19 protein-coding genes are annotated in these 24,617 nt (G+C 66.2%); 11 read left to right on the top strand and 8 right to left on the bottom strand.

Annotation, left to right across the window (positions count from 1 at the left end; translation table 11 throughout):
• Positions 1-36: 36 nt before the first annotated feature.
• From JQ592_RS11220 to JQ592_RS11210, 4 genes are all read left to right on the top strand, one after another.
• Positions 37-966 carry an efflux RND transporter periplasmic adaptor subunit gene (locus JQ592_RS11220; protein ID WP_211402906.1) on the top strand — a complete coding sequence of 310 codons (930 nt, stop codon included), beginning with the start codon at positions 37-39 and terminating at the stop codon, positions 964-966.
• Positions 966-4,115: an efflux RND transporter permease subunit gene (locus JQ592_RS11215; RefSeq protein ID WP_211402905.1), complete on the top strand. Its 3,150-nt coding sequence runs from the start codon at positions 966-968 to the stop codon at positions 4,113-4,115. Before JQ592_RS11220 ends, JQ592_RS11215 begins: the two co-directional genes overlap by 1 nt.
• Before the next feature lie 33 nt (positions 4,116-4,148).
• Entirely contained in the window at positions 4,149-4,376 is a 228-nt protein-coding gene (locus tag JQ592_RS38835; protein ID WP_433996414.1) for a DUF6883 domain-containing protein, read from the top strand.
• Positions 4,377-4,486: 110 nt separating this feature from the next.
• The gene (locus tag JQ592_RS11210) at positions 4,487-4,723 is read left to right on the top strand and encodes a DUF4926 domain-containing protein (RefSeq protein ID WP_211402904.1); all 237 of its coding nucleotides are present in this window, start codon (positions 4,487-4,489) and stop codon (positions 4,721-4,723) included.
• Positions 4,724-4,732: 9 nt separating this feature from the next.
• On the opposite strand, the gene JQ592_RS11205 is transcribed toward JQ592_RS11210, so the two are convergent.
• A complete protein-coding gene (locus tag JQ592_RS11205) occupies positions 4,733-5,407 on the bottom strand; it encodes a Crp/Fnr family transcriptional regulator (RefSeq protein WP_211402903.1) in 675 nt (224 codons plus the stop codon).
• A 235-nt stretch (positions 5,408-5,642) separates the two neighbouring features.
• Between JQ592_RS11205 and JQ592_RS11200 the strand changes: the two genes are divergently transcribed.
• From JQ592_RS11200 to JQ592_RS11190, 3 genes are all read left to right on the top strand, one after another.
• Positions 5,643-7,730 carry an AsmA family protein gene (locus tag JQ592_RS11200; RefSeq protein WP_211402902.1) on the top strand — a complete coding sequence of 696 codons (2,088 nt, stop codon included), beginning with the start codon at positions 5,643-5,645 and terminating at the stop codon, positions 7,728-7,730.
• 216 nt (positions 7,731-7,946) lie between these two features.
• Complete coding sequence (locus JQ592_RS11195) at positions 7,947-10,394, top strand: adenylate/guanylate cyclase domain-containing protein (RefSeq protein WP_211402901.1); 2,448 nt, start codon at positions 7,947-7,949, stop codon at positions 10,392-10,394.
• Positions 10,395-10,704: 310 nt separating this feature from the next.
• The gene (locus JQ592_RS11190) at positions 10,705-11,571 is read left to right on the top strand and encodes a hypothetical protein (RefSeq protein WP_211402900.1); all 867 of its coding nucleotides are present in this window, start codon (positions 10,705-10,707) and stop codon (positions 11,569-11,571) included.
• Here the strand turns inward: JQ592_RS11190 and JQ592_RS11185 are convergent, their stop codons facing one another.
• The gene (locus JQ592_RS11185; protein ID WP_211402947.1) at positions 11,572-12,840 is read right to left on the bottom strand and encodes a Spy/CpxP family protein refolding chaperone; all 1,269 of its coding nucleotides are present in this window, start codon (positions 12,838-12,840) and stop codon (positions 11,572-11,574) included.
• Between the two features lie 264 nt (positions 12,841-13,104).
• Positions 13,105-14,292 carry an IS481 family transposase gene (locus JQ592_RS11180; protein ID WP_211402899.1) on the bottom strand — a complete coding sequence of 396 codons (1,188 nt, stop codon included), beginning with the start codon at positions 14,290-14,292 and terminating at the stop codon, positions 13,105-13,107.
• Between the two features lie 221 nt (positions 14,293-14,513).
• Here JQ592_RS11180 and JQ592_RS11175 point away from each other — a divergent pair, with 221 nt between their 5' ends.
• The 3 genes from JQ592_RS11175 to JQ592_RS11165 all read left to right on the top strand — a co-directional run bounded on the left by JQ592_RS11175 (position 14,514) and on the right by JQ592_RS11165 (position 16,379).
• Positions 14,514-14,762 (top strand): hypothetical protein, encoded by a 249-nt coding sequence (locus tag JQ592_RS11175; protein WP_183246881.1) that lies wholly within the window; start codon positions 14,514-14,516, stop codon positions 14,760-14,762.
• Between the two features lie 133 nt (positions 14,763-14,895).
• Positions 14,896-15,603: a hypothetical protein gene (locus JQ592_RS11170; RefSeq protein WP_211402898.1), complete on the top strand. Its 708-nt coding sequence runs from the start codon at positions 14,896-14,898 to the stop codon at positions 15,601-15,603.
• Between the two features lie 89 nt (positions 15,604-15,692).
• Positions 15,693-16,379: a hypothetical protein gene (locus tag JQ592_RS11165; RefSeq protein WP_211402897.1), complete on the top strand. Its 687-nt coding sequence runs from the start codon at positions 15,693-15,695 to the stop codon at positions 16,377-16,379.
• Positions 16,380-16,382: 3 nt separating this feature from the next.
• Here the strand turns inward: JQ592_RS11165 and JQ592_RS11160 are convergent, their stop codons facing one another.
• Together JQ592_RS11160 and JQ592_RS11155 are read right to left on the bottom strand one after the other, a co-directional pair.
• Positions 16,383-17,963, bottom strand: a complete 1,581-nt coding sequence (locus tag JQ592_RS11160) for a GMC family oxidoreductase (RefSeq protein ID WP_211402896.1) — start codon at positions 17,961-17,963, stop codon at positions 16,383-16,385.
• Positions 17,964-18,145: 182 nt separating this feature from the next.
• The gene (locus tag JQ592_RS11155) at positions 18,146-18,370 is read right to left on the bottom strand and encodes a cysteine rich repeat-containing protein (RefSeq protein ID WP_211402895.1); all 225 of its coding nucleotides are present in this window, start codon (positions 18,368-18,370) and stop codon (positions 18,146-18,148) included.
• A 235-nt stretch (positions 18,371-18,605) separates the two neighbouring features.
• Here JQ592_RS11155 and JQ592_RS11150 point away from each other — a divergent pair, with 235 nt between their 5' ends.
• Complete coding sequence (locus JQ592_RS11150; RefSeq protein ID WP_211402894.1) at positions 18,606-18,896, top strand: hypothetical protein; 291 nt, start codon at positions 18,606-18,608, stop codon at positions 18,894-18,896.
• Between the two features lie 265 nt (positions 18,897-19,161).
• Here the strand turns inward: JQ592_RS11150 and JQ592_RS11145 are convergent, their stop codons facing one another.
• From JQ592_RS11145 to JQ592_RS11135, 3 genes are all read right to left on the bottom strand, one after another.
• Positions 19,162-21,072, bottom strand: coding sequence for a sensor histidine kinase (locus tag JQ592_RS11145; protein ID WP_211402893.1), 1,911 nt, complete (start codon positions 21,070-21,072; stop codon positions 19,162-19,164).
• The gene (locus JQ592_RS11140) at positions 21,069-21,752 is read right to left on the bottom strand and encodes a response regulator (RefSeq protein ID WP_211402892.1); all 684 of its coding nucleotides are present in this window, start codon (positions 21,750-21,752) and stop codon (positions 21,069-21,071) included. The genes JQ592_RS11145 and JQ592_RS11140 overlap by 4 nt, the downstream gene beginning before the upstream one ends.
• 116 nt (positions 21,753-21,868) lie before the next feature.
• Positions 21,869-24,598 (bottom strand): DUF2235 domain-containing protein, encoded by a 2,730-nt coding sequence (locus tag JQ592_RS11135; RefSeq protein ID WP_211402891.1) that lies wholly within the window; start codon positions 24,596-24,598, stop codon positions 21,869-21,871.
• Positions 24,599-24,617: the final 19 nt, after the last annotated feature.

The following is a 24,617-nucleotide window of genomic DNA, read 5'->3' as shown; positions in this document are numbered from 1 at the left end:
TCGGACGGCCGTGAGCCAGGCCAGGATGATCCGGCGATGAACCTCTCCGAATATCTCAAGCCAGCCGGAACCGTGGCCTTCGTCGTGGCCCTCGGCGTCGGCTATTATCTGTTCGAGCATCGGCGCCGCCCCGAGGCGAAGGAGACTCCGAGCACGGCGCTCGTCATCGTGACGAAGTCGACCAATGCCTGCTTCTCCGACCTCGTGCGGGTGACCGGCTTCTTCGTGCCGCGCCGCGAGGCGGTGGTCGTCGCCGACCAGGAAGGCTCCAGGGTCACCGACCTCTTCGTCAGCGAAGGCACCCTGGTCACCGACAACCAGGAGCTGGCGCGCCTGACCGCGCCGCCGCAGATTCCGGGCCAGCCGCAGCGGCCGGGCCCGCAAGGTCCGGTCTCGCTGAAGGCACCTGCGCCGGGCCTCGTCACCGAGGTCCGCACCATCGTCGGCGCGCCCGCTTCCCCGCAGGCCGGCCCGATGTTCCGCATCGCCGTCAACAACGAGATCGAGCTCGACGCTCAGGTTCCGGCGGTCCACATGACCAAGCTCAGCCCCGGCGCGACCGTGCGCATCAGCCGCGACGACGCGCCCGATCTGATCGGACGGGTGCGGCTGGTCGCACCTGAGATCGACCGCACCACGCAGCTCGGCCGCGTCCGCATCAGCGTCACCAACAATCCGTCGCTGAAGGTCGGCGTGTTCGCCCGCGCCTCGATCGACGCCAAGCGAAGCTGCGGCGTCGCGGTCCCCAAGACCGCGATCGACCATCTCACCGTGCAGGTCGTCAAGGGCAACACGGTCGAAACGCGCAAGGTGCGGGTCGGACTGTCGTCCGACACCGCGACCGAAATCCTGGAAGGGCTCGACGTCGGCGAAATCGTCGTGGCCGACGCCGGCTCTTCGCTGCATGACGGCGACCAGATCAAGACCATGTTCGCCGATGAACTCGATCGCACGCGGGTACGCTGATGGCTCTCAATATTTCGGCATGGTCGATCCGTCACCCGCTGCCCTCGGTCGTCTTCTCGATCATCCTTCTGGTGCTCGGCTGGACCTCCTTCGTGAAGCTCGCGGTGACGCGGCTGCCCTCGGCCGACATTCCCGTGATCTCGGTCGCGGTGTCGCAGTTCGGCGCGGCGCCCGCCGAGCTCGAATCCCAGGTCACCAAGACCATCGAAGACGCGGTGTCGGGCGTCGAGGGTGTCAGGCACATCACCTCGCAGATCACCGACGGCCTGTCGCTGACCACCATCCAGTTCGCGCTGGAGACCAACACCGACCGCGCGCTCAACGACGTCAAGGACGCCGTGACGCGCGTGCGCTCGAACCTGCCGCAGAACGTCACCGAGCCGCTGATCCAGCGCGTCGACGTGATCGGCCTGCCGATCGTCACCTATGCCGCGATCTCGCCCGGCAAGACGCCGGAACAGCTGTCCTATTTCGTCGACGACGTGGTCAAGCGCGCGCTGCAGGGCGTGCGTGGCGTCGCCCAGGTCGAGCGCATCGGCGGTGTCGAGCGCGAAATTCTCGTCTCGCTCGATCCCGACCGGCTGCAGGCGATGGGGCTGACCGCCGTCAATGTCAGCCAGAGCCTGCGCGGCACCAATGTCGACGTCGCCGGCGGCCGCGCCGAGATCGGCAAGAACGACCAGGCGATCCGCACGCTGGCCGGAGCCAAGACGCTGGGCGATCTCGCCGGCACCATGGTTCCGCTGTTCGGCGGCGGCGAGGTGCGGCTCGATGATCTCGGCACCGTCACCGACACCATCGCCGACCGCCGCACCTTCGCCCGCTTCAACGGAGAGCCGGTGGTCGCGCTCGGCATCAAGCGCTCCAAGGGCGCCAGCGACGTGAAGGTCGCCGCCGCGGTGCAGAAGCGCATCGACGCGCTGAAGGCGGCCTATCCCGACGTCGACCTCAAGCTGATCGACACCTCGGTCGAATACACCAACGGCAATTACGAAGCGGCGATCTCGACCCTGTTCGAGGGCGCCATCCTCGCGGTCGTGATCGTGCTCCTGTTCCTGCGCGACCTGCGCGCGACCATCATCGCCGCGATCTCGCTGCCGCTGTCGATCTTCCCGGCGTTCTGGGCGATGGACCTGCTCGGCTTCTCGCTGAACCTCGTCAGCTTCCTCGCCATCACGCTGTCGACGGGTATTCTCGTCGACGATGCCATCGTCGAGATCGAGAACATCGTCCGGCACATGAACATGGGCAAATCGCCCTACCGTGCTGCGCTGGAAGCGGCCGACGAGATCGGCCTCGCGGTGATCGCGATCTCGCTCACCATCATCGCGATCTTTGCGCCGGCGAGCTTCATGTCGGGCATCGCCGGACAGTTCTTCAAGCAGTTCGGCATCACCGTCTCGGTGCAGGTGTTCTTCTCGCTGCTCGCCGCGCGCTTCGTCACGCCGGTGCTGGCCGCCTACTTCCTCAAACATGGCCATCACGAGGAGCCGCCGCCCGGCCGCATCTTGCGGTCCTATCATGGGATCGTGGCCTGGTCGGTGAAGCACTATTTCATCACGGTGCTGATCGGCTTCGGCATCTTCGCCGCCTCGATCTGGAGCATCACGCTGCTGCCGCAGGGCTTCCTGCCGGCGCAGGACAGCGCGCGCTCGCTACTGGCCCTCGAGCTGCCGCCGGGCACGCAGCTCGCCTACACCGAGAAGGTCACCGAGGACATCGTCGCGCGGCTGCGCAAGCGGCCCGAGGTGAAGAGCATCTTCGTCGACGGCGGCCGCGTTCCGCCCGGGACCCAGGAAGTCCGGCGCGCCGCCCTGATCATCAACTACACGCCCAAGGCCGATCGCGACATCACCCAGCGCGAGCTGGAATTCTCGATCAGCCAGGAGCTCGAGAACATTCCGGACATCCGTTTCTGGTTCCTCGACGAAAACGGCCTGCGCGCGATCTCGCTGGTCGTGACTGGCGTCGACGCCAACATCGTCAACAACGTCGCCAGCGAGCTCGCGACGCAGATGAAGCGGATTCCGACCATCTCCAACGTGATCTCGGAAACCACGCTGGAGCGGCCCGAGCTGCGCATCGAGCCGCGCGCCGATCTCGCCGCACGCCTCGGTGTCTCGACCGAAAGCCTGTCGCAGACCATCCGCGTCGCCACCATCGGCGACGTCGGGCCGGCGCTCGCCAAGTTCGACGTCGGCGACCGCCTGGTGCCGATCCGCGTCCAGCTCGAGGATGCCGCCCGCGGCAATCTGAAGACGCTCGAGCAATTGCGCGTGCCGCTCGGCGAGCGCGGCGAGAAGGGCGGTGTGCCGCTCTCGGTGATCGCCGACGTCAAGCTCGACCAGGGCCCGACCAGCATCAACCGCTACGACCGCGAGCGGCAGGCGACCGTCGCAGCCGACCTCGTCGGCTCCGCCGCGCTCGGCGATGCCACCAAGAAGATCTACGACCTGCCCGTCATGAAGACCTTGCCCAAGAGCGTGAAGGTCTCACCCTCGGGCGATGCCGAAAGCCTGAACGAGCTGTCCGACGGCTTCGCCACCGCGATCACGGCGGGCCTGATGATGGTCTATGCGGTGCTGGTGCTGCTGTTCGGCACCTTCCTGCAGCCGATCACCATCCTGTTCTCGCTGCCGCTCTCGATCGGCGGCGCGATCGCGGCCCTGCTCGTCACCGGCAAGCAACTCACCACGCCGGTGTGGATCGGCATCCTGATGCTGATGGGCATCGTCACCAAGAACGCCATCATGCTGGTGGAGTTCGCGATCGAAGCGATCCGCGACGGCAAGCCGCGTGAGGAGGCCATGATCGACGCCGGCATGAAGCGCGCCCGCCCGATCGTGATGACCACGATCGCCATGGCCGCGGGCATGATGCCGAGCGCGCTCGCGGTCGGCGCCGGCGGCGAATTCCGCTCGCCGATGGCGCTCGCGGTGATCGGCGGCCTGCTCTTCTCGACCATCCTGTCGCTGGTATTCGTGCCCGCGATGTTCATGGTGATGGACGATCTCGGCGCCCTGATCTGGCGTTTCGGCAAGCGGCTGATCGTGCATAGCGAGGATGCGGAGACCGGCGACCATCACGGGGCTACGCCTGCGGAGGCGGCGCCGGTTCCGAAGAACATCGTGCATCCGGCGGCGGAGTAGAGTTCACGTGAGCCGAGACAAAACCTGGCTGCGATGACGATGCGCATTCCGAATGGCGAGAACGCTGCCGTCGACATTCGGAAGATCGAGGATTACTGCCTGAATCCCTCGCATCCACGCGGCCGGCACAAGGCAAGAGTATTCAGGGACGCACTCGATCTCCAACGATCCGATGCATCGTGGCTCAGAGATGCGCTGCTCGAGTCGGTACTTTCCTGCGAGGCGTCCCAGATTACGACGGATCGCTGGGGTAGCCACTAGCGGATGGATGTCCTGCTCAGGCGACATCGGAAACAAGCTGTGGTAAGAACCGCTTGGATCATACGGGCCGGCGACGACCGGCCGACCTTCGTCACCTGCTGGGTGCTATGATGAGTACAGCGAACAACGAGGAAGATCGAACGCCGCAAGCACTGGACGTTGTCGCATTGCTCGCAAGCCTTCCGGAGCATCGGTTGGCGCGAGGCAACGTCGGCACGATCCTCGAAGAACTCGACGACAAGACTGTACTCGTCGAATTCAGCGACGACGATGGGCGGCCATATGCCGTCGCCCCGTGCCCGCGGTCTGAGTTACTGACATTGCACTACGTGCCGGAGGCAGCTTAGCTGCCCTCCCTACTCGTTCCGCGCGATCGCCGTCAGCTTGGTCATGTTCCGCAGCAATATCCGGCCGCGCTGGAGATCGAGGATGGCTTCCTTGCGCCAGGCCTGGAGCTGGCGGTTGACGCTCTCGCGGGCGGCTCCGACGAAGACGCCGAGCTGCTCCTGCGAGATGTGCACTTCCGAGCCGAAATCGGCGGCGAGCGCGCACAGCCGCCGCGCCAGGCGCACCGGCAGCGGCTGCAGCATGGACTCTTCCATGCGCTCGCTCTGCCAGCGGATGCGCTGGCAGAGCAGCGCGATGATCTTGATCGCGACCTTGGGCTCGCGCTCGAGGAAGCCGAGGAAGTCTTCGCGCCGCAGCACGAACAATTCGCTGACCTCACCCGCGGTCGCATCCGCCGTGCGGTTCTGGCCGTCCAGCACCGCGACCTCGCCGAACAGATCGCCCGGCCCCATGAAATTCAGCGTCAGCCGGCTGCCGTCGGAGGCGCCGGTCTCGATGCGGACCTGGCCGCGGCGCACGCCGAACAGCGCGTCCCCGGCATCGCCCTTCTGGAACAGCACTTCGCCATTCGCCAGATGCTGGGTATGGCAGAGATTGGACAGCCGCTGGAGCTCGTCCGCGCCAAGATCGGCGAACATCGGGTTCATCTTCAGGATGACCGCAAATTCGGCCTGTTTGCTCATTTGAACGTCCTTGTGAATTTGCTTGTCAATTTCGCCGGCAAATCGCTTGGAACCATCAGCATCAGGATCGCGTAAAACCGCGCCGGAGAAGTGTGTCATAAGTCACATAACTTTGCAGCACCCCCTGACTATTTTTGACCGCTTGGAGCCGCTTCCCGTCCGGGGATAAACTCACACGCAAGGGACGGGTAAGCGGCCGGTTTCGGCGCCGTTCGTCCCTCGTTGGAAAGTCGACATGAGAGCAGTGAAATTCGCCGGCGCTGCGGCCGCCGTTGTCATCATCGTGATCGCGCTTCTGCTCGTGGTCGGAATCCCCTCGGGCTTCCTGACCTCGACGATTGCCGCGCGGGTCGAGAGCGCGACCGGCTATCGCCTGTCGATCGACGGCACCACCAAGATCAGCCTGTGGCCGACGCTGAATGTCACGCTGAACGACCTCACACTGGCCGACCCCAAGGACCGCAGCGGCATCGTCCGTCTGACGGTCGACAGTGTGCAGGCCGACATGTCGCTCTCCAGCGTGTGGTCCGGCACCCCCAGGATCAGCGAGCTCGTCGTCACTCATCCCGTGCTCTACCAGCCGCTGCTGCGAGAGCGCCTGCCGAACGCCGGCGCCGCGTCGAGGCCGCTCGCGCTCGACACGGCCGGGGCGACCATCGACCGCGTCAAGGTCACCGACGGCGAGGTCGCATTCGCGCGCGTGCGCGACCGCATCGAGGGCCGCATCAGCGCCATCAACGCCGACGCCGTCGTCGGCCGCGACCGCAAGGTCGACATCACCGGCACCGCGCGTGTCGGCGATCACCCGACCAAGTTCGATATCAAGGCGACGGCGCCGACGCCGCCGGCCGAGCGGCCGACCATTCCGGTGGATTTCGCCATCGACATGCCTGACGTGCTGAAATCCCAGCTCACCGGCCATGCCGAGATGCGGCTCAATGGCGATGTCGTGATGATCAATGGCGTGAGCGGCAGGCTCGGCGACGGCGCCTTCAACGGCTGGGCTTCGGTCGATATCGCGAGCAAGCCCCTGGTCAAGGTCGATCTCGATTTCCAGCGCCTCGCGATTCCGCTGGCGAAGACGCCTGACGGTGCATCGGGGCAGCCCTGGAGCAATGCGCCGATCGACGTCTCCGGGCTCAATTATGTCGATGCGCAAGTGAGGATCTCCGCGAACGAGGCCGTGATCGGCGATGCGCGCCTTGCGCCGCTGGCGCTCGATGCAAAGCTCGCCGGCGGCGTGCTGAAGGCCGGCACCGCCAATCTCGGCGCCTATGGCGGCCAGGTCTCCGGCGAGGTGATCCTGGATGCGACCACCGGCGCACCGAGCTTTGCCATGCATTCCGACCTCGTCGGCGTGCGCGCGCTGCCGCTGCTACAGGGGCTCGCCGAATTCGACCGGATCGACGGCAAGCTGCAGGCCAAGCTCGCCTTGCGCAGCGCCGGCACCAGCCAGCGCGCGCTGATGGCGAACATGCAGGGCACGGCCTTCGTCAATTTCCAGGACGGCGCCATCCGCGGCATCAACGTCGCGCAGATGATCCGCTCGCTGACGACGGGCACGCTCTCCGGCTGGCAGGACAGCCAGAGCAGCAGCCAGAACAGCAACCAGGAGCAGAGCACGGATCTGTCGCAGCTCTCGGCCTCCTTCCGCATCGACAAGGGTCAGGCGGTGACGACCGATCTCAACCTGATCGGGCCGCTGGTGCGCGTCACCGGCGCCGGCACGATCGCGCTCGACACCAAGATGATGGGCTTTCGCGTCGAGCCCAAGCTGGTGATGACGACCGAAGGCCAGGGCCGCGCCAACGAGCCGGTCGGCTTCGGCATTCCCGTAATGATCCAGGGCAGCTGGTCGCAGCCGAAGATCTACCCTGACATGGCCGGCATGCTCGACAATCCCGACGCCGCCTATGCCAAGCTGCGCGAGATGGGCAAGGGTCTGTTCGGCCCTGACGGCGCCGGGCTTGGCAACCTCCTGGGCAGCCTCGGAAGTAATCTTGGTCTTGGCGGCACGACCGCGCCGAGCGGCAATGCAACCGGCAATGCGACTCCGCAAGCCCAGCAGCCGGGGCAGAACAACCTGCTCGGCGGCCCCCTCGGCGAGGCGATCGGCAATCTGATCCAGCAGGGGCTTTCGAGTGGCGCCGGAACAGGCACTGGCACCGCGACGGGCACCGGCCGCAGCCGCAGCCTGCCGGCAACGCCATCGACCCCGGCGCCGCAGGCCTCGCCCGCGTCCCCCGGCCAGGAGGACCCGCCGGTGGCGCAGCAGGACAGCCAGCCGATGAACGACGTTCTGCGGCAGCTCTTCAATCGATGATGTCACGCCAATCCCCTTACATCGGCTTCCCCGTCCGCTGCTTCCTCCGAACGGATGAGGCTGCGACAATTCACCGCCCTTCGGCCTGTCCCGGCGTCCGCAACGGGTAACCACACCGGCCGGTCCACCGGTCCGCCGGCCCAAATTGTGCTAGAAGGGCAATTGGGCTGCACGGCCCGTAGCGCGCACCGTCAATGGTGGCGCGAGAGGATCCGGATGGCTGGGGCGAACGACAAGACACGGTTTTTGCGCGAGGGCCTGTTCGCCAAATACGTCGTCTCCCTCGTCGGCCTCGTCGTGTTCGTGCTCGCCGTCAACGGCGCGATGGAGACCTGGATCTCCTACCGCGCCACCAAGACGCAACTGACCGGCGGGCTGGAGGACAAGGCGCAAGGCGCCGCCCGGCGGATCGAGCAGTCGATCTCCGAGCTCGAGCGCCAGATCAGCTGGGTGACGCGGGCGAGCCAGGACACGCTCGAGAAGCGCCGCGCCGATTACGCCTCGCTCCTGCACCAGGTCTCGGTCGTCAACCAGCTGTTCCAGCTCAACGGCGACGGCCGCGAGGTGCTGCGCGTCTCGCGGCAGTCGACCACGACCGGCGGCAATGCCGACCTCTCCCGCGACATGCGCTTCACCGACACCGTCGCCCGCGGCGTCAGCTACGCGCCGGCCTGGTTCTCCGACCGGACGCCGTTCATGTCGATCTCTGTGGCGCATTCCGGCTTCAACGCCGGCGTCACGGTCGCCGAGATCGACCTCAGCTTCCTCTCCGACTTCCTGTCCGACGCCCAGGTCGGCAAGGCCGCCTTCGCCTACGTGGTCGATCCGCGCGGCCGCGTGCTGGCGACGTCGGCTAGAGGTCCCGATGTCGGCAAGGACCTCTCGAAGCTGCCGCAGGTGGCGGCCGCGATTTCGCCCGGCGGCGCCCCCGAGACGTCAGGCACCGACTTCAACGGCCATGCCGTGCTGTCAGCCGCGAGCACCGTGCCGAAGCTCGGCTGGAGCGTGATGTTCGAGCAGCCGACCACGCAGGCCCTGACGCCGATCCGCGACCAGCTGGTGCGCATCGCGCTTCTGATCGGCATGGGCCTGATGGTCGCGATCCTCGCCGGCACGCTGCTGGCACGCCGCATGATCATTCCGATCACCGCGCTGCGCGACGGTGCGCACAAGCTGGGCGAAGGTGATTTCAGCCACCGCATCGACGTGCACACTTCCGACGAGCTGGAAGATCTCGCCGGCCAGTTCAACCGCATGGCCACGCAACTGCAGGAAACCTATTCGAGCCTGGAGACCAAGGTCGAGGAGCGCACCCGCGATCTCGCGCAGTCGATCAACGAGCTCAAGGTGCTGGAAGAGGTCGGCCGCGCGGTCTCCTCCTCGCTCGATCTCAACGCCGTGCTGCCGACCATCGCCGCGCGCGCGATCGAGATCACCCACGCCGATGCGGTGCTGATCTACGGCTATGACGCCGAGACGCGGCGCTTCAACCTGGTGGAAGCGGGCGGCATCGACAGATCGGCCGAGGGCGCCCATGTCACCATCGACGAAGGCGACAACATCCTGAGCGATGCCGCCAATAGCGGCGAGCCGATCGCGCTTGCCGATCTCGACCATGCGGCCGGGCAGCCGCTGCGCGACGCCGCGATCGCGGCCGGCTTCCACTCGGTGCTGGTGGTGCCGCTGGTCGACCAGCAGGGCACGCTGGGCGCGCTGGTGGTGCTGCGACGCCCCAGTGGCGAGTTCGCCGGCAGCCTCATCGGCCTGATGCGCACCTTCGCCAACCAGGCGGTGCTGGCGATGCGCAATGCGCGGCTGTTCACCGAGGTCGATCACAAGAGCCACGCGCTGGAGGCGGCGCACGAGACCGTGCGCGCCCAGGCCGACAAGCTCAAGCAGCAGACCGAGCAGCTCAAGGACTGGAACAAGTCGCTGGAGGAGCGCGTCAGGACCCAGCTCGGCGAGATCGAGCGCATCCGCAAGCTCGAGCGTTTCCTGGCGCCGCAGGTGGCGCAGTTGATCGCCTCCTCCGACAGCCCCGAGGGGCTGCTCACCAGCCAGCGCCGCGAGGTGACGGTCGTGTTCTGCGACCTGCGCGGCTTCACCGCGTTCACGGAAGCGACCGAGCCGGAAGAGGCGATGAACGTGCTGCGCGAATATCACGCCGCGCTCGGCAAGCTGATCTTCAAATACGAAGGCACGCTCGACAAATATGCCGGCGACGGCGTGATGATCCTGTTCAACGCGCCGATCCAGTTCGAGGACCACACCCAGCGCGCGGTGAAGATGGCGGTGGAGATGCGCGACACCATCGGCCCCTTGACCGAACGCTGGCGCAACCGCGGCCACAGCCTCGGCTTCGGCATCGGCATCGCGCTCGGTTATGCCACGCTCGGCCAGGTCGGCTTCGAGCAGCGGCTGGAATATGCTGCGATCGGCAGCGTCACCAACCTCGCCTCCCGCCTCTGCGGCGAGGCCAAGCCCAACCAGATCGTGGTCAGCCGCCGCGTCTACGGCATGGTCGAGCCCTGGGTCGAGGCCCGCGCCCTCGACGATCTCCAGCTCAAGGGATTCAATCACCCGGTGCTGGCGATGGAGATTTTGAGCTGGCGCGAGGAGGTGGAGAACGTGGTGGATGCGTCGGTCGCGCGGCGACGAGGGTAGCGGCCGCGACGACATCGTAGCCCGGATGGAGCGCAGCGAAATCCGGGGTCGTGCCACAAGCGACAGCGGTCCCGGATTGCGCTTCGCTCCATCCGGGCTACGAGACCAAACAAAAAGTCGAAAACAACCCCATGCACAGTAGACGGGGTCTGCAAGATCAATGACTTATGCGGGTGCCGGCCTGCGTTGACCCGTCGGGCAAAACACCGGCAGAATGGCATCATCTCCCACCTCCCCCCACGAACCACATCTCCCCTCCCCACGACTAACCATCGCCTCAACGGCGAGGCGGATTTCGTGGGAGACGATCGTGACGTTTGCCTTGCCTTCGCGTGCGTATGATTTGCAGATGCTGGACCGGCCCGCGGACCGCGCGCGCGACCAGGGCTGGGTCTATGGGCTGCCGCCGGGCATCAGCAGCGAGCAATGGCCGCTCGATCCCGTCACCGGCTATCCGCTGATGCACGGCTTCACGCTTCTGCTGCCGGAGGACTATCGCGTGCATGGCGCGGACATCGTCGCGGTGTCGTTCTTTGCGACGCCGCCCGATCACAATGACGGCGGCGCGCCCGATGATCCCGAGATCCGCGAGGCGGTGCTGGCGCGGCCCGCGCATCCGCGCCTGTCGCGCATGACCGACATCCTCGATTACGAATATGCCGCGCTGCTGTTGACCGCAGCCGAATACGAGGGCGCGTTCGCGACGCCGCCGGCACCGCTTGCGCTTGCGACGGCGCAGCGGCCGCGCTGGCTCGATGTCGGCGGCGCCAGGGCTTTCTTCGAGTCCGCCCCGCCCTTCGCGCAGAAGATGTTCGCCGGCCCTCCGCGGGCCGATCTGGCGGAGAACCTCGCGATCGCCTTGATGCCGCGCGCGACCGATCCCAACGCCGGCAAGGCCCCGCAGGACCCGCACTTCCCGCGCAACCCGCCGAGCGATTATCAGTCCTACTACTACTTTGTCGGCGGCGTCCCGAGCACTGAGAATTACCGCTTGCACGATTGGGCCAAGGACCACGCTCACAACCATCTCGGCGGCACCATGCGGCCCTGCCAGGCGGTGCCGGAGATGAGCCCGTTCTACATCGAGTTCGAGGAATATTTCGGCGGCTACAATTTCGGCACCGGCAACGCGCAGCTCGACTTCAAGGACATGAAGTTCGACTGGGCGTGCGGGTGATCACGCCCCCCGCTTCGGCCCGATCGCCTCGAAGCCGGCCTTCTGCTCGTCGCTCAGATCGGCCTCGAAATCGTCGAGCGCATCGGTGACGCCGTTCACCGCCTGCAGCATCGTCTGTAGCCGTGCCTTCACGGCTGCGAGGCGGGCGAGCGGTGTCGCGGCGGCCTCCGCAGGACAGGCGCTCAGTGTCTCCATGGTGCGCAGCGTGGTGTCCTGGAGCACCTCGAGGCGGGCGCGGGCGGTCTCGTCGAGACGGAGCGTGGAAGCAATGTCGTCCGCGGGCCATTGCTGCTGCATGAGCTGCTCATATTGGCGCTGCGCCTTTTCGTCGTAGCGGGGATCGTAGTCCGGCTTGCAAGCGGCAGCGGCCTGCGCGTCCTTGGGCTGGCGAGACGCCAGCGCGGCGCGACGATCATTGGCGAGGGCATTGAGCCTGGCCTTCTGGTCGTCATTGAGGAGACCTGCAAACTTCGCGAACGGCGCTTCGATCGCATCCGTCGCCTTGATCATGGCCTCGATGCGCTCGCGCATCAGGCCGAGACGCTCGGCGGCGGTTGCGGGCGCCTGCGCCGGGCAGGCGGCGCGGATGGTGTCGCGCGCTGCATTCCAGGCGGCGGCGAGCTCGTCGAGCGCTACGCGCTGCGACTCGCTCGGTGCTGCGACCGCAGCGATGCGATCGACGGGCAGGCCGCCGGTGTCGCTGGCGTCGCAAATGCTCTCGATCGAGGGGACCTTTCGCGCGCGCCGGCCCTGCGGCGCAGCGTAGGCAGCAAGCTCGGTGGCCGCATAGGGCGAGAAGATCGCGGCATAGATGTCGCCATAGCCATAAAGCGAGATGCTGGTGGTGTCGGCGAAGATGACCGCGTTGGCGAGATCGTCATGTGCGAACGGCCAGAATACCGGGCCGGCCCAGCCATAGCTGCCGTCGGGATGACGCCACCAGCCCTGCGGGCTGCGGCCGCCGCGCCAGCCGGCGAGCGCGGCTTGCGCCGAGAGGGCCGCACGGATGATGTAAGGATTGGAAGCCTGCCCACGCTCGGCACCACGCGGATCCTGGGACCGCAACGCAGCGGAACGGTAGCGGCCACCGCGCACCGCCATGCGAGCATGGCGCAGGCGTGACATACCGATGACGTGACCGACGGCAAACCGCGCAACACCGAGCGGGCCACCGCGCAGTCCGAACTGCGCTTCCGCCGTATTCGGCAGCAGCACTGCCGCAATCAGGAGGGTCGCGCCAGCGAGCACCAGCCCCATGCGTCCCGACATGACCGCCGCTTTGGCCACTTCCTGGCCCTCCCTCCCGCATGAAGCGCGCAATGCGCCTCACCCATAATGACGCGCGAGGGAACCAAATGTTCCGGAGGTGGAGGAGCGCAAAGCGTTCGCTGGGAGTCGCGCTAACCTCGCCCCGCTTGCGGGGAGAGGTCGGATTGCATCGAAGATGCAATCCGGGTGAGGGGGTACAGGTCTCTCGACAGTTGCCCAGGTGGAGAGAGGCCCCTCACCCCAACCCTCTCCCCGTAAGAGTGTTCAGACCGGGGAGATGGTGGACGGGTGTTCGGAGACATCGTGGACACTTTCTGGACTCCCGTCGAGAGGCCGGATGTCGACGGTAGCAATTATCTGGGTTCTGAAGACGACGTTGAAGACGCCATCCTCTGTGGTTGGCCGGAACGCGACGGCTTTGCCGCGGAAGGCCTTGGAGACTTTGAGGTTGCGGCCGAGGAAGCTGACGTGTCCGCCTTGCTGGACCCGGCGCACGGCATCGCCTGGCGCGTATTCGAAGGGCGCGACAGTCTCGACATAGTCGCGCGGGCTCGGCTGGTAACGGCTAGCCGGCACGGCAAGATCGAGCGCGTCGTGAGGCCGCTGCGTGTTGTAGACGGTGCGCCATCGCTCGAAAGCACGCTGGGCGGCGGCGATATCGGCGAAGGGAGGAGCGGACAACACTTCGGCCTTGAGGCTGCGGTGGAAGCGTTCGTCCTTGCCCATGGTCTGCGGATGATAGGGCCGCGAATGGCTGATCTTGATGCCATGCTCGATCAGCCAGACCCCGAGCGGGGTAAACGGGCTGCCCGGACCGTCGCCCCAGGGCGAACCGTTGTCGGTGATCAGCCTCTCGGGCAGGCCGTAGCGACGGAAAGCCGCGATGAGATGCTGCCTGACCGTTTCGGTCTGCTCGTCGGCGCAGGCCGCCAGTGCCACCGAGAAGCGCGAGTGATCGTCGAGAACGGTCAGAGGATGAAGCCGGCCGACATGCAGGGCCACGTGGCCTTTGAAGTCCATCTGCCACAACTCGTTCGGCCGCGATCGTTCGAAACGGGTAAAGGTGGACGAACCGCCGCCGAACCTGCCCAGTTCCACCCCGTGCCGCTTCAGGATCGCCGTGACAGTCGAGGGCGCCGGAACGGCTTCCTGTCCCAGATCCTTCAGCCGCCTGGCGATCTTGCGCCCACCCCAGGCCGGATGCTCGGCCCGCACAGAAAGTACGGCGTCCTCGATCGCTGTCGCACTGCGCGCCGGGGAGGTTTGCGGCCGCCGCGTCTGCTCCGCAAGTCCGGCCATCCCGCCGAGCCGCCAACGCTCCAGCCATTTGTAACCGGTCGTCGGGCTGATGCCGAAGCGACGGCACAACTGCCGAACGTTGGCTCCCTCTTCCGAGGCCAACATCACAAACTCCAATCTCGCGCCCATCCGGGACACCTCGCGGAACGGCATCCGACAGCCTCCTTGCTTCGCTGTCGAAAGTGTCCACGATGTCTCCGAACACCCGTCCACCATCTCCCCGGTCTGAACAAAGAACGGGGAGAGGGAGAGAAGATCGCATCGGTCACAGTTAATCCCGCATACCTCAAAACCCCCTCATTTAACGGCAGATTAACCATCGCTCGCCAAGAATCCCTCTCGAGGCCGCCAATCAGGACCGAGAGGGACAGGCGATGGACTACGAGTTTCTCAACACCAAGACGGCGGCATCGCTGGACGAGATCCGCGTCCGCGTCGCCCATGCGCTGGCCCGCCATCCGCTGTGCCGCAATGTGCGCTTCGACATCGTCAGCGTCCCCCGCACCCGCCGGGGCGGCAACTGGACGGTCACGCTGCAGTCGGTCGAGCCGCGCGCGGTCTGGGAGGCCTCCGAGATCGTCGCCGACATCCAGGACGCCTATGATCTGGCGGCAGCTGCCTGATTTCCTTGAGGTTTTCGGCGATGTCGCCGCAGTCCGCGCGATTGCCGCCGCAATGGCACGGTTAGGCCTTAATTACCGCCCAGTTTCCGGGCACTGATCACGTGGACTTGAAGTTGTGGGCGCGGAGGGACGTTTGTCCAAAGCCATCACCATCGTCGTGCTGACCTGTTTCCTCGTCCTCGGCGCCGCCACCACCGCCATTCTCGGCCGTGACAGCGTGCCCAGCGTCAGCGCCGAGATGATCACCGAAGCCCCGCCCGCCAAGCCGCTTGCCACCAATCGTGCCGCCAAGGCCGATCGCCTGGTTCCGACGCTCGCTCTGGCCTCGGCTGCGATCGAGCCGGTCCAGGTGCCCGCCGACAAGCTCGCGCAGGCGCCGGTCCTGACCGAACCGCTGCGCCAGGCCTTTGCCGCTGCGACGCCGTCCGATTTCCCGATGCCGAAAGCAAATGCGCATGAGGCGCCCGCTGCGGCTGAAGTTCCTGCCGTCGAGGTCCCGGTCAAGCCGAAGGTCGTCGCCAAGCCGCAGAAATCCTATTCGCTGCTCTCCGACGTTCAGATTTCGGGCATCAAGGATCGCCTGAAGCTGTCGTCGTCGCAGGAATATTACTGGCCTTCGGTCGAGACCGCGCTGCGCAACGTCGCGCGCAAGATCCAGGCGAACAAGCTGTCGAACCCGAACGCGCCGCCCAGCGCGCAGATCGATCCGAATTGCGACGAGGTGCAGCAGTTGAAGTCGGCCGCGATGCCGCTGCTGTTCCAGCTGCGCGACGACCAGAAAGAGGAAGTGCGCAAGCTCGCCCGCCTCATCGGGCTCGAGAAGGTCGCGCAGCAAATCTGACACGCGCGGTTTCCTGCTTGGGAACCGCAGCCATCAGGAACATCCAGCAATCCCCATGCGTTGCCCGCCCCAAAAGAGGGAGTGGACAAATGCGCGCCTCGACAGCCTATTTCGTCGGTGCCGGAACGATTGTTGTCGCTATTGCCATTGGCCTCGGCGGCGGCATCGTCGCCGGCAACATCATGAATCCGATCGCGCCCAAGCAAGGGCCGGATACCAGCAAGATGGCGCAGCGCACGGATGCCGCCGGCGTGCCGGCCCAGACCAATGCGCCGTCGGAGCGCGTCCAATATCTCACGGGATCGCAAGCCTTCGGCACGATCATCGCTGCGCCGGCCCAGGCCGAAGCAAAGCCTGAAGCCGCAAAGCCCGACACGCAGACCACTCAGGCGAACGCTGAACCACCGGCGCCGCAGCCTTCACAAGCGGCCGCGGTTGAGCCGCCGAGGCTGGCACCGACATCATCTTCGCAAGTCGTGAAACCTGCCGAGCAGCAGGCTTCGACGAACCAATCCTCCTCATTCGACAACGCCTATGCCAAGGCGAGGGATTCGGACGTGAGGCGTGCCGCGTCCGAACGGCGCCGAGCCGAACGCCGCGAGCGCTGGGCGGAACGTCACCGCTACGATTCCCGCGATTCGCGCGGCATGCGCGACCGCACCGATTGGGACGACGTGGCACGCAACATCCGCGAAGATTCCGATGCGCGCGACTATGCAGGCCGGCCACGCAACGGTTTTCCGCAGATCAGGCTGTTTGGCCCCGACGACGATTAGCGCTTAGCCCAGCATCGCCGCCGCTGCGCATTCGGCAATCAGGATCGTCGGCGTCTGGATGTTGCCTGAGATCATGATCGGGATCACCGAGGCGTCGGCGACATGCAGGCCGTCGAGGCCGCGCACCTGCAACCGCTGCGGATCGACGACGGCCAGATCATCCGTGCCCATCCGGCAGGTCGAGGCGGCGTGATAGAGTGTCGTGCAATGGCCGCGGATGTAGTCGGCGATCTCGGCGTCGCTGACCGCTTCCGCGCTGGGCGTGATCTCCCCCTCGATCATCTCCTTCAGAGGCGATTGCGCGGCGATGCGGCGGTTGATGCGCACGCCTTCGATCATGGTCGCGATGTCGCTGCCGCTCGCATCCGAAGCGAAATAGCCGGGGTCGATCGCGGGATGTTCGATCGGATCGGCCGAGCGCAGCGTGATCCGGCCGCGGCTGTTCGGCCGCTGCAACGTCGCATGCAGGGTGATGCCCGGCCTGGACGCCAGGAAGCGGACATAGTCGCGGTGCGGGCTGATCGCGCCGTAGAGCTGCAGGTCAGGCTCGACCTCGGGGCGGCTCTTCACATGCGCGCCGGCGGCGACCCAGGGCGAGGTGCGCGGGCCGCTGCGGCTGGTTTCCCACTCGGCAAGGCTTGCGGCCAGGTTCTCCTCCGTCCAGGCGCCGACGCCGATCTTCTCCTTCGTGTAGAAGGTGATGGGAATGTTGAAGTGATCCTGGAGATTCCTGCCGACGCCCGCGAGCTCGTGCACGACATCCACGCCGGCTGCCTTCAATTCGTCGGCCGGGCCCACGCCTGACAGCAGCAGTTGCTGCGCCGAGCCGATGGCGCCGGAGGCGAGCACCACCTCGGTTGTGGCGAAGGCGCTCTTCGGCTGCCCGTTCTCGAGATATTCGACGCCGATCGCGCGGGAGCGCTCGATGATGATGCGGGTGACAAGCGCGCCTGTCTTCAGCGTGAGATTGGCGCGCGCCAGCGCTGGGCGCAAATAGGCCTTGCCGGTGCCGAAACGCTCGCCGTCCTTGATCACGAATTGGAAGAAGCCTGCCCCTTCCTGGGTGGCGCCGTTGAAGTCGGGATTGTGCGGCAGCCCCGCGGCCTGCGCGGCCTCCAGCCATTTCAGCTCGCTCGGATCGACATGGGGAACGTCGGCGACATGCAGGGGACCACGCGTGCCGTGGAAGGGATCGTCGGTGAAGCGCGCATTGCTCTCGAAGGCGATGAATTTCGGCAGCACGTCGCGCCAAGCCCAGCCTGCGCAGCCCGCGCGCGCCCAGCCGTCGTAGTCGGACGGCAGACCGCGGATATAGATCATCGCGTTCATCGCGCCGGAGCCGCCGACCATTTTTCCGCGCGGCCAGAAGATACGCCGTCCGCGGCAGCCCGCCTGCGGTTCGGTGTAATAGCCCCAGTCGACCGATGTGTTGAACATCGTCGGCCAGTCCGACGGAATGTCTGAAGCGAGCGGCGCAGCCCGGCCGGCTTCCAGCACCAAAACCTTGCGGTGTGGATCGGCCGACAGCCGGTTGGCGAGCACACACCCGGCCGAGCCGGCGCCCACGATGATGGTGTCGTACATTGAAGCGCACTCCGAAGACATTCACGTCGCGGAGTGCTTGCAAGATTTGTGCTTTGGAACAAGAGCTCGTCATTCCGGGATGCGTGCGCAGCACGCAGGCCCGGAATCCATTTATCCGCGGTGACCGTAGCGCGATGGATTCCGGGCTCGCGCCGATGGCGCGCCCCGGAATGACGGCTGGATCAGCCCCCGTGCGATTCCACGACCCTGCGGCAGCCGTCGGAAAGCTTCGACTTGTTCTCGCGCAGGCAGGCGTTCATCTGCGGCGGCTTGCCGATGTGTTCGGCGCAGAACTTGCTGGCGTCGCTGCGGCAGGCCATCTGCTCCTGTGGCGTGGGGCCGGATTGCGCTGCGGCGGGCAGGACGGTGGCGGCAAGCAGCAGCGCGGCAAGAACCGAAATCTTCATAAAGCACCTCTTTGGGATTGTCGGCGGTCCCGTTCGGGATCAAGCGGGCCGGACCATCTCGCGAACGGCAGTTGCCGGTCCATGCCATGTTCATGGCATCGGCTCGTCGCCTCGGCCGCTGCACCCCCATCTTCATGGCATGTATCCGCGCGCCGTCTTTTGCCATTCAGACTGCACGTCGGCTGCGAGACCCGGTGAATTGCATCGGGCGCCGAACGGGAAGCAGGAGAGCAAGATGTCGAAGAGAGCGGGAGCGCTGAGCGCCGGGCTGACGGTCATGGTGCTGGCGGGTGCGGCGATGGTGTCGCTGGGCACGAGCCCGGCGCAGGCCGTGGTCTATTGCAAGACCGTCGGCGTGCCCAAGGGCTGCGTGGTGCGGCCGACGGCGGCGGTGGTGGTGGCTCCGGGTGCCCCGGTTGCGGCGGCTGCGATCGCGACTCCCGGTGTCGGCGCGCCCGGCGTTGGTGTCCGTGCCGGCACGCCGATGAATCGCGGTGGTCCGGTCAATCGAGTCGGCGTCCGCTGAGCTTTTCTTCACCTCGCCCCGCTTGCGGGGAGAGGTCGAATTCGAGCGTAGCTCGAATTCGGGTGAGGGGGACTCTCCACGAGTCAAACTGTCACCGTCTTTGTGGAGACTCCCCCTCACCCCAACCCTCTCCCCGCAAGCGGGGAGAGGAAGAAGAGTTTCGGGCAAAGGAGCCCAGCGGACGAACCCCCCGTCCTCCGCAGGGCAAAACACTCCGGCCCGTTCCCTCTCTCCGCGCGTCCCACACGTTCGGGGAGGGGGCTTTTCAGCCGCCGGCGGCGTCGCTGTCGGGAAAAACCTGCGGCAATTGCAGCCGCACCCGCGTGCCCGAGCCGTCCGAGCTGAGATCGAGCACCGCCCCACAGCACGCGGCGCGGCTTCTCATATTGCGCAAGCCCCGTGCGGTCTGGCTCGCGCCGTTGCCCGAAGGCGCAAAACCGCGGCCGTCGTCGGTCACGCTGATCACGCCATACGGTCCCTGACCTCCGTCGAGCGTCTCGATGGTCACCGCGACGTTCCCGGCCTGCGCATGCTTGACGGCATTGGTCACGGCCTCGTCGAGGATACGCACGACCTGGATCACGTGCCATGGTCGCAGTTCCGGATGCAGCGGCAAGCCCTGCGGCGTCGCCACGCGCCAGTCGAGCGCGATGTCGTGCGGCCGCAATTGTGCCGTGGCGCGTTCGCGCCAGGAGCCGAGCGCGAGCATGAGGTCGCCGCCCATGTCATCCATGGAATCGATGACGAGGCGCAGATCCTTCAGTGCTGCGCGGGCGGCGTCCGTGATGGTCGCCCCCTCATGGCCGCGCTCGGAGAGCGCGACGATGCTGACGAGCTGGCCGCCGAGGCCGTCATGGAGGTCGCGCATCAGCCGGGTGCGCTCATTGGCGAGTGCGGCCGCGCGGGCGCGCTCCTCCTCGCGGGCAAAGCTCGCCTTCAGCCGCTCCTCGGCCTCGCGCACGCGCGCCACGAGCTGTCCGGCAAAGCTGTCGACCTGGTTCAGTGCGCGGGCGAAGCGCCAGGTCAGCCCGGCGCCGATCGCGACCAGCATCGCCGAATAGGACAGCCGCGTGACGAAGATGCGCTCGTCCGGCACGATCTCGAACACCGAGAGCATGTCGTGAAACCAGCAGGTCAGCACGATCGACACCGCGCAGCCGATCGTGAAGCTCGCCGCATCCTGTCGCTTGATCACCGCCTTGGTCACGATGAATGCGAGCAGCATCAGGCACAGGCCGACCGTCGGCACGCCGAGGAACAGGAAGGTGATGCGCGGCACAGGCTGGCCGGCGAAAAGTCCGACGGCCAGGATGATCAGGCCCGGCGCGAACAGCAGCAGGCCGTAGCGCGGCCAGCGCCAGCCGAAGAACAGCACCGCGAACACCACGACCAGCGCGCTTTCGATCGGCGCGGACGCCAGCAATATGGCGGCGAGCCGCGGATAGGGCGCCGGCGGCACCGGCGCCGGCACGAAGGCCTGCACCGCGCCGACCAGCATGCCAGCGGCCAGCACGCCATAGACCGGCTCGCGGCGCCGCATCAGCCACATGATGGCGAGGATCACGGCGAGCAGCGACTGCCAGGCGGAAAACACCACCGGCAGGGTGACGAACAGCAGCGCACGGGTCTCGTAAGCCGGCCGCAAGCTCGCGTCCGGCCCGACATAGACGCTATCTAGGAATCCCTTCAGCGGGCCCCATACGAACAGCCGCACCGTGAGTCGGTTCGGTCCGTCACGCAGCAGCGATGACGGGATCAGCGCGATCGCAGGCGTGTTGCGGTCGGGCCGGTTGGCCGTATCGTCGCGCCGCGAATCCATCACCACGACGCCGTTGACTGCGACCTCGACGCCATTGCTGAAACGCGGCAGGAACACCGACCATGCCGTCGCCGCGTCACCGCTCCTGAAGTTGAAAGTGCCGTTGTAGAGCGGTGGATCACCAAGTGAATAGCGCGACGAGGTGTAGTGCGGCAGCGTCACCGGCTGCGCCGCGCCGTTCTCCCGCAGGGTGAATTCGGACACGGCATAATCGTCGGGGTCGTCCGGCGGCACCAGCCGCAGCCCGAGGATGGTGGCGATCACGATCAGCGCCTGGAGCAGCAGATAGGGCACGAGGCGCGACGCGATCAGCCGGCGCCGCGGGCGTGTCGGTGCCTTCGCCGCGATCTCGCTCACAGCTTGATCAGGCCCTGCTGCACCGCCTCGAACACCGCTTCGCTACGCGTGTGCACCTCGAGCTTGCGATAGATATTCTTGATGTGCCCGGGCACGGTCTGCCTGGACAGGCCGAGATGGCTCGCGATCTCGGCGTAGCTGAAGCCTTTTGCGATGCCCCAGAGGATGTCGATCTCGCGCGGGGTCAGCTTGGCCGTGTTGAGCACGGGACCCGGCGACGGTTCGGCCGAACTCTGCGCTGCACCTTGCGTTCGGCGCACGATGAAACGGGCGATCGAGGCCGAGATCGGGGAATGGCCGGCGACCAGATCGCGCACGGTGGTGGCGATATCGGTGGGGAAGGCATCCTTGAGCAGGTAGCCGGTGGCACCGACCGTGATCGCCGAGATCACGCTCTCTTCATCGCCGAGCGCCGAGATCACCATGATCTCGGTGTCGGGAAAGCGCTGCCGGATCTCTCGGATCAGTTCGACGCCGTGGCCGTCGGGAAGCCTGAGATCGGTGAGCAGCACGCGCGGGGCCGCCTCTGCCAGCGCCGAGCGGGCCTCCGCCAGCGTGCCGGCGCTGCGCACCTCGTAGCCGGCCTTGACCAGCGCGTCCTGGAGCCGCCAGCAGGTCGGCGCATCGTCCTCGACGAGGAGGATGGTGATGGCTTCACCGGTCTCGCCCTGTTCGCTCATGTTTATGGTCCCGCACCACGTGTCCCCCGCGGCGCAAGGCCAAGCTTAGCCGCAGCGTGGAGGGCGCGACACCCATAATCATGGGGGCGCGATCAAACGGCGCCCCGGGTGGGAGCCTACTGCTTCGCCGGAGCCGGCTTATCCGTTGGCATGGGCGGGCTCGGCAGCCGCTGTACGACGATGCGTGCCGTGCCGGCATTGTTCCTGTAGAACTGATCGTACGGCCCCTGGATCGCGTCGAGCTTTGCCGGGCGCAACCAGGCCGGCAGCAGGGTCGGGTAGATCTGGACGGCGTCGTTGACGTAGAAGAACAGGTCGCCGGCGTCGGGCGCAACGAATTCCGCGACCAGCCGTCCCGACAGGTCTTGGCCTTCCCAGATCGTGCGCGCGACAGGATCTTTTGGCATCGGCTCGAAATCGGCGAGCTTGCCGATCGCGAGCTTGAGCGGATTGTCGTTCGGAAGCGCCTCGTATTCCCCGGTCTTGTCGAGCCGGATGGGATACCGGCCCTTGCTCTTGTCGGCATCGTCCTCAGCTGGAATGGTCGGATGCATGCGTCTTGGCAACTCGTCGGCCGGCATGACGTTGACGGCCTGAAGCGGGATGTCGCTCATCCCCTTCGCGCCGACGCGAACGACAGGCTGGAACCAGTCGGCGCCGAACAGGCGGAGAGTAGGCAAGGCGAGGTAATGACGCCCGAAATAGGTCTTGAAGCCGTTCGTCCCGCTCATGATGGTGCGGTCGAACCAGGGATCTTCGATCTGGATCCAGACGCGATATTTGCGTCCCTTCTCGACTGCAAGGCCGCTCCACCAGCAGAATTCATTGGTCGCGAAGCGGCCGCGCGCATCGGTCGGCTCGTCGGACACCGGCGTTCCTGAACTCTGCCCGGACGTCGCGCAAATATTTCCGGTCGCGGTGCGGGCTGTGAAGACGCTGGTCGATGCGATGAGCAGCGCCGAGTAAAAGATGATGAACAGGAAAATCCCGGGCAGCACGAGCCTGGCGATGAGCCAGCGGGCCGGCCCGGCATTCAGCCGCATCCATCGGGCAAATCCTAGCAGCAGGCCGGGATCGTCGACATGCTGCTGCCGGCTTGCCATGCGGCGTTGCTCGCTCCAGGCCAGCCGCGCGCGCTCCTGGATGGTGTCGCGCAGCACCGTGTTCCTGCGCCAGATCACATAGGTGAGGATCAGGACGAGCGAGGTGGCGAACGGGTAGTACAGCGCGATGTCCAGCCACGGTGCGGCATAGGATGGCAGAACGTTCCTGACCAGATTGGCGAGCGGACCCAGGACGCCGCCGACGAGCCAATCAATGGTGGCGACGATGCGCAGAAACAGAGTGCCTTGCAGGCCATTGTCCTTCGACACCCCGATCAGGCTGCGCGCCACCCACGGCCAGACGGCGATCACGCCGACCATGAACAGCAGCGAGAAATAGGCGACGCGCCGCCACCACACGGTGTCGCGCGTGAGCCGCGCCATTTCGGGGCTGGGCACATTCATCAGCGTGAAGGCTTCGGCCTCCGTCTTGCGCCGCGGACCCTGGGCCTTGGCGAGATAGGCCTGCTTCATGTCCTCGCTCGTGGCGTCCGCCATCAGGTTCAGCTTGCGTCCATCCGGCATCAGCACCAGTGAGTCCGCCGGAAGCATGATCGGCGCATAGGCGTCGCAGCCGAACAGCATGCGTTCGATGACGGCGAAATGCACGACCGGCAGTCCGCCATTGACCTCGCCGGCGAGGACCGGGCGCGGCCCATAGCGGTAGAGCACCGCGGCGCCGCTGCGCGAATCGTGCATCGGTCCGATCGCCGATTGATATTCCTTGAAGTGCTCGATCTCACCGTCCTGAAACCGGAGCCTGCCGCTGAGCCGATCGGCCATCCAGACCAGCGGCACGAACGACAGCGTGGATTCGGGATAGCCGCCGCCGACGTCGGAATGGACGCCGGCGAACCATACTTCCTCGACCGTCTGGCCGGCCGCCAGATGGCTCTGGTCGATCCGCAGCGGATGGAATGTGGTCCGCTCGTCGTCCAGCGCCAGCGCATGACAGACGTGCTTCACCTTGCGCGAGGGCCGGTGATTGCGGAACGAGATCGGCCAGATCGCCCAGTCGATCGCGACGCGCAGTTCCTCGATCGGGACGCCGAAGGCCTCGACCGTGTCGAACAGTCCGAGGAATTCGATGTCGATGTCCTTGCGGCCGTTCATCGCCGCGAGGACGTCGGCATAGGAACGGTGCCCGCAGATCGAATGATAGAGATAGAGCAGGAGATCGCGGATCAGGCGAGCGATCCAGATCGTCGGCAGGCTCTTTTTCATCGGCACGGTGTCGCGGCGGTATTCCCGCCACGCGGCCATCGCGTTGCGTTCCATCTCCTCGTGCGACACGGGGATGCCGTCGATCTCCGCGGGCACGAGGCCCTGGCTCGCGATCATGGACGCCAGTGTGCGCGCGGTGAAGGCGCCGCGGCTGAAGCCGAAGATGTAGATCTCGTCGCCCTCGCGCCAATTCCAGCACAGAAAGCGATAGAGCTTGCGGACGTTGGAGGGCACGCCGAAACCGGTGGCGCCGTCGAGGGCTGCGAGCGGCGCCCAGCCGGCGGTGCCCACGCCCTTGATGTAGTGGGAGATCTGGTCCGGCTGGGTGTGGTCGAGCGCCTCGTAGAGCCGCCAGACGCTGGATTCCTGGGTTGTGAACGCATTGCCCGTGCCGTCGGCGAACAGCACCAGCTTGCGTCTTGCCGGGGCGGTGTCTGTCGCGCCGCCAGCCTTCACATCGCGATGTGGATGTTCCGGTTCGGCAGTATCAATGTTCGGCGCGCCATCATGATGTGACATGGGGCTTCTCCGGCAATTT

It is taken from the genome of Bradyrhizobium iriomotense (genome assembly GCF_018129405.1).
Classification (GTDB): Bacteria; Pseudomonadota; Alphaproteobacteria; order Rhizobiales; family Xanthobacteraceae; genus Bradyrhizobium; species Bradyrhizobium iriomotense_B.
The sequence above is the reverse complement of the archived record's forward strand: the minus strand, read 5'-3'. Positions and strand labels throughout refer to the sequence as shown.